The sequence below is a fragment of the Castellaniella sp. genome (assembly GCF_049673105.1).
Taxonomy (GTDB): Bacteria; Pseudomonadota; Gammaproteobacteria; order Burkholderiales; family Burkholderiaceae_B; genus Castellaniella.
Genome location: NZ_JBATXG010000029.1, coordinates 1 through 5,469, shown reverse-complemented (window position 1 = coordinate 5,469; position 5,469 = coordinate 1). Strand labels below are relative to the sequence as shown.

Below are 5,469 nucleotides of genomic sequence, written 5' to 3'. Positions count from 1 at the left end.
CACGCAGACGGCGTGCGACTTCGCTGGCCACACGGCCGAGGACCTTGCCCTTGGCGTCGATCACAAACCAGTCACGCTTGACTTCATGCGGCTTGGCCACAAAGGTCTTCATGATGGTGTTCCTGATGAAAAAATAAATAAAATATTCCGCTGACTTTTGCCATACCCGCCAGGGTTTTATGTACAAACCATGATCACCGGCATCAGCCGGTAAGCGGACCCGTACGGATATGAGTCAGGGCGAAACCCGACGATTTTACACGAATACTCACCCGCACACAAAGCCCACTGCGCCAAAACCTGCGCAGCCAGCGAGTCCGATACCGCCATCGCCGCTCTCCTCTATTGACCGTGCCGGCCCCCGCCGCTGCCGTCCTGCCTCATGGCGCACGCCCACCGTCCGGACAACACGAAACGGGGAAAGGTGATCCACTGCTCCGCCAGCAGCCGCGCGATGCCATTCCACAGACCGGTGAACGGCTGAGGCGGATGCACCTCGGTGCGATGACCTCGCCCCTGGGCGGCAATCGAGCCGCCCATTGCCGCCAAAGCAAACACAGCAGCAAACCACCTGCCCTGCGCCAGCATCACCGGCAGCAGGGCCATGGCCGCCAGAAAGCACGGCACCGCGATGAGGTGGATGACGAGGTTGCATCTGGACTGATGAGACATGCCGTAGTCCCGCCACTGCCGGACCAACAGCCCTTCGTGAGAAAGATCACTCATGCCGCCCCCTATGTTGACGATGTCACTATAGACAATGAATATTGCTCATGTCAACATTCGACTGGAATCCAGGATCCTTGCATGGCACATACCAAACACAGCAATTACCATCACGGCGATGCGCGCAATGCATTGCTGGCGGCTGCGGCTGCCCTGCTGGAACAATCCGGCGCACAGGGCCTTTCACTGCGCCAGGTTGCGCACAGCGCGGGACTGTCACGGCAAGCGCCCTACAATCACTTCGTCAACAAGGAGGCGCTGTTGGCCGAGCTCGCGCGAGCAGGGCTGCAAAAGCTGCAAGCGGAATTGCTCGGGATCGCCGATTACCCGGCAGGGGACGATGTCTTGCAACATGCCGCCGAGACCTACATAGGCTTCGCCCAAAAGACGCCTGCCCTGTTCCGCCTGATGTTTTCACGCGAACTCGCCGACCCCGCCCAGTCGCCCGAGCTTGCCTCCGCCGGAGCCGCCGCCTACCGGGCCTTGGCGGACATCATCCAGACAATCACCGCGCCGGCGCCATGCGACGATCTCAGCCTTGCCGCCTGGTCGATCGTCCACGGCTATGCCACGCTGTGCATCGAAACAGGCCTGGAAGACGCGGCGTATCGCACGCAGCGCGCCCGCCAGTTTGCCCACCTGATCCATTGCGCAGCAACGCCGCTGCCCATCCCGAACCGAGGCGACGGGGGCTGTGAGTCATAACAAAAAACGCTCCGGCAAAGGAGCGCTTTTTGATCCAGGCAGCGGATTATTTCTTCTGGCGAGCCAGGGCAGCGCCCAGATAGTTGTCGAACGAGCCTTCGGCAACGCGGAACCAGGGCACCACATTGTCGCGGAACGACATATAGCTGTCGAAGATCTTCTTGAAGCCCGCGTTCTTGTCGCAGAATTCCTTGTAGACTTCGTTGGAAGCCTGGAAGGAAGCATCCATGACTTCACGCGGGAAGCTCTTGAGGACGGCGCCGCCAGCAATCAGGCGGCGTAGGGCTGCCGGACTGTTGTTGTCGTAGTACTCGACCAGGTGATTCGATGCCGCGCGAGACGCGATGGTCACGGCGGCCTGATAGGCCTTGGGCAGTTCGGCGAACGCCTTGTCGTTGACGTACAGCGACACCTGGGCGGAGCCTTCCCACCAGCCCGGGTAGTAATAGTATTTGGCGACTTTCTGGAAGCCCAGGCTTTCATCGTCCACCGGACCGACGAATTCGACGGCATCCAGCGCGCCCTTTTCCAGAGCGGGATAGATATCGCCCGTCGCAATCTGCTGCGGGACCACGCCCAGACGAGACAGGACTTCGCCCGCGAAACCCGCGGTGCGCATCGTCAGGCCCTTCAGGTCGTCGGGGGTCTTGATTTCCTTGCGGTACCAGCCGCCCATCTGGGTGCCGGTGTTGCCGAAGGGGAAGTTGATGATGCCGCGCGGCGCAAAGAGTTCGCGCATCAGCTTCAGGCCGTCGCCTTCGTACATCCAGGCGTTCATCTGGCGCACGTTCAGGCCGAACGGCACCGCCGTATCGAAGCAAAACGAGGGATCTTTACCGTAGTAATAGTAGGACGCGGTCTGGCCGCATTCCACCGTGCGGTTGCCGACGGCGTCCATCACACCAAAGCCGGGCACCAGTTCGCCGACCGGATACAGGCGGATATTGAGATTGCCGTCCGTCAGGTCCTTGACCATGCTGCAAAACAGCTGCGCCGTGGTGTAGAGCGCCGGCGTGGACGGCGCGTAGGTGGACGTCATTTTCCAGTTGATCTGGGGCGCGCTCTGCGCGATGGCGGGCGCGGCGACAGCCGCTGTGCCGGCAACTGCTCCCAGCCCGGCTTTTTTCAGAAATGCACGACGCTGCATAAGAGTGATCTCCGTAGTGTTCGAATTAGAAGAAGAAAAGAAGCGCTTCGATATTACACTGCACAGCCGACTGCGCGTAGACCCGCCGCAGGCTGCTGCTGCACCATCACTGGCCCGCGACCGCCATGCGTTCGATCAGAATGGAACCGGTGGACTTGGCGCCGCGCACATGGACGTCCGCCCCCACCGCCACCATCTGACGGAACATATCGGCCAGATTGCCGGCGATGGTGATTTCATGCACCGGATGGCGGATCTTGCCGCCCTGCACCCAGTAGCCGAACGCCCCCCGGGAATAATCGCCGGTCACGTAATTGACACCCTGCCCGATGAGTTCCGTGACGAGCAGGCCGGTATCCATCTTGCGCAGCATGGCGTCCAGGCCGTCGGACGGGCGGGTCAAGCGCGAGCGCAGGCTGAGGTTATGTGACCCGCCCGCATTGCCCGTGGTCGCCAGCCCCAGCTTGCGGGCCGTGTAGGTAGACAGGAAATAACCGGTCAGCACCCCCTGGTCAACCACGCGACGAGCCTGCGTACGCACGCCTTCGGCATCGAACGGAGAGCTGCCCTGCGCGCCGGGAATGTAGGGATTTTCCACCACATCCAGATGGTCGGCCAGAACCGGTTTGCCCAGGCTGTCGAGCAAAAAGCTGGCTTTGCGGTACAAGGCCCCGCCGCTGGTCGCCTGCACCAGAGCGCCCAGCAAACCTACGGCCAGCGGCGCCTCGAACAGCACCGGATACTGGCCGGTCTTGAGCGTGCGCGCATTCAGTCGCGACAAGGCCCGTTCGGCGGCATAACGCCCCACCCTGGCGGGATCAGCCAGATCCTGGGCGCGGCGCGCCGACGTATACCAGAAGTCGCGCTGCATGCCATCACCGCGCCCGGCGATGGGCGCCACCGACACGCTGTGGCGGGAATACGGGTAGCCCCCCAGAAAGCCGCGTGAATTGCCCAGCACGAAATGGCCTTCCATGGTGTCCAGGGAAGCGCCTTCGGTGTTGGTGATCTGATGACTGACCGCCAGCGCAGCGCGTTCGGCCCGGATCGCCATGCGGGCGGCCTCGGCGACATCAATCGCCCAGGGGTGATGCAGATCCAGGTCGGGGTAGTGCTGCGCCAACTGATCGGCATCCGGCAAGCCGGCAGCCGGGTCTTCCGCCGTATGGCGGGCGATGTGCCAGGCAGCCTCGACGGTCTTGCGCAGGGCATCCGCCGAAAAATCCGAGGTCGAAGCGGATCCCCGACGCTGGCCGGCAAAGACCGTGATGGCCAGGGAACGGTCGCGGGTCTGTTCGATGGTTTCCAGCGTGCGCTGTCGCACCGCCACGGACAGCCCGCGGCTTTCGGAGACCTCTGCAGCGGCATCAGAGGCCCCGGCGTCGCGCGCGTACCGCAGGGCATCCGTGATCAGCTCGCGGAATTGAGCCTGCTGGGCAGGAATATCCAGGAAATCGTCTGTATGGTCTGTCATGCTCAATCTGCCTTGGTCAAGACGGTTATCATAGCCAATTGCAAATCATTTTATGCCTGACGCCATGGACGAACCCCTGCCGGACGAGGCCGCCCAAGACCAGCGGCCCAGCAAATCCCAGGTCAAGCGCGACATGCACGCCCTGCTGGACCTGGGACGCGAGCTGATCGACCTGCCCACGGCCCGGCTGGCGCAACTACCGCTGGACGAATCCCTGCGCGATGCCATCGCCCTGGCCCAACGCATCCATGCCCACGAAGGCCGCCGTCGGCAGACCCACTATGTGGGCAAATTGCTGCGTCACGCCGACGCCGATGCGCTGCGCCGCCAGTTGGCGGAATGGGCCAATGGATCACGCGACCAGACGCGCGCCATGCACCGGCTGGAATCCCTGCGCGACCGTCTGCTGGATGACGACCAGGCTCTGACCAAGCTGCTGGAATCCTTTCCGCACCTGGACATCCAGGCGCTGCGGGCACAGATTCGCGCTGCCCGCAAAGAAGCCAAGGACAATCTGTCGCGCGGCCCCGGACAAGAACCCGTCCGCAAGCAATACCGCGCGCTGTTCCAAACCCTGAAAAACATTGACTTCAAGGACGACGCCAGTGGACACGATGCTGGAAACGATTGAACGGACCACCGGCCCCGAGCCGACCCACAGCGTGATCTGGCTGCACGGACTGGGGGCAGACGGGCACGATTTCGAGCCCATCGTGCCCGAGCTGGCGCACCCCGGCCTGCCCGACATCCGCTTTGTCTTTCCCCACGCGCCCATCATTCCCGTGACGCTGAACCAAGGCATGCCCATGCGAGCCTGGTACGACCTGTATGGCCTGGATCGCGATGCGCGCGAAGACGTGGACGGCATCCGGGCGACCAGGCGCGCCATCACGGATCTGATCACGCGCGAAGCCGAACGCGGCATTGCCCACGAACGCATCGTGCTGGCCGGTTTTTCCCAAGGCTGCGCGATGGCGCTGTATACCGGCCTGCGGCTGGAATGTCGGCTGGCCGGGCTGATCGGTCTGTCGGGCTACCTGCCGCTGCGCAACACCACGGCGGCGGAACGTCATCCGGCCAATGCCGCCACTCCGGTGTTCATGGCGCACGGCACCCAGGATATGGTCGTGCCCCTGACCTATGCGGAAACCAGCCGGGACGCGATGACGGGCCTGGGACAACCGGTGCAGTGGCATACATATCCGATGCCCCACGGCCTGCATCCGCAGGAACTGGACGACATCCAGGCATTTCTGTTGGGGGTGTTTGCGCGCTCCGATGAATCAGGCACGAAATAGTCCTCAGGACTATCTTTGGCTTGTCGCAGCCCTCCACCTCGCGCCTTGCAAGGCGCTCGGATGAATCAGGCACGAAATAGTCCTCAGGACTATCTTTGGCTTGTCGCAGCCCTCCACCT

General features: G+C 62.7%; 7 protein-coding genes. 3 read left to right on the top strand and 4 right to left on the bottom strand.

Going from position 1 to position 5,469, the window contains the following annotated elements; all coding sequences use genetic code 11:
• Positions 1 to 112 (bottom strand): uL13 family ribosomal protein (locus tag WBF69_RS11275; RefSeq protein ID WP_424264178.1); only part of this gene is annotated, 112 nt, incomplete at its 3' end.
• A gap of 230 nt (positions 113 to 342) precedes the next feature.
• Positions 343 to 726: a terminase gene (locus WBF69_RS11270; protein ID WP_424264176.1), complete on the bottom strand. Its 384-nt coding sequence runs from the start codon at positions 724 to 726 to the stop codon at positions 343 to 345.
• A gap of 81 nt (positions 727 to 807) precedes the next feature.
• On the opposite strand from WBF69_RS11270, the gene WBF69_RS11265 reads away from it, so the two are divergent.
• On the top strand, positions 808 to 1,431 hold the full coding sequence (locus tag WBF69_RS11265) for a TetR/AcrR family transcriptional regulator (RefSeq protein WP_424264175.1): 624 nt from the start codon (positions 808 to 810) through the stop codon (positions 1,429 to 1,431).
• Positions 1,432 to 1,477: 46 nt separating this feature from the next.
• Here WBF69_RS11265 and WBF69_RS11260 read toward each other — a convergent pair whose 3' ends face one another.
• On the bottom strand, positions 1,478 to 2,578 hold the full coding sequence (locus WBF69_RS11260; RefSeq protein ID WP_424264173.1) for a TRAP transporter substrate-binding protein: 1,101 nt from the start codon (positions 2,576 to 2,578) through the stop codon (positions 1,478 to 1,480).
• 106 nt (positions 2,579 to 2,684) lie between these two features.
• Entirely contained in the window at positions 2,685 to 4,052 is a 1,368-nt protein-coding gene (gene pmbA, locus WBF69_RS11255; RefSeq protein WP_424264171.1) for a metalloprotease PmbA, read from the bottom strand.
• 52 nt (positions 4,053 to 4,104) lie between these two features.
• Here pmbA and yjgA point away from each other — a divergent pair, with 52 nt between their 5' ends.
• Entirely contained in the window at positions 4,105 to 4,683 is a 579-nt protein-coding gene (gene yjgA / locus WBF69_RS11250) for a ribosome biogenesis factor YjgA (protein WP_424264169.1), read from the top strand.
• Positions 4,667 to 5,350, top strand: coding sequence for an alpha/beta hydrolase (locus tag WBF69_RS11245; protein ID WP_424264167.1), 684 nt, complete (start codon positions 4,667 to 4,669; stop codon positions 5,348 to 5,350). Before yjgA ends, WBF69_RS11245 begins: the two co-directional genes overlap by 17 nt.
• The last annotated feature ends 119 nt before the right edge of the window (positions 5,351 to 5,469 follow it).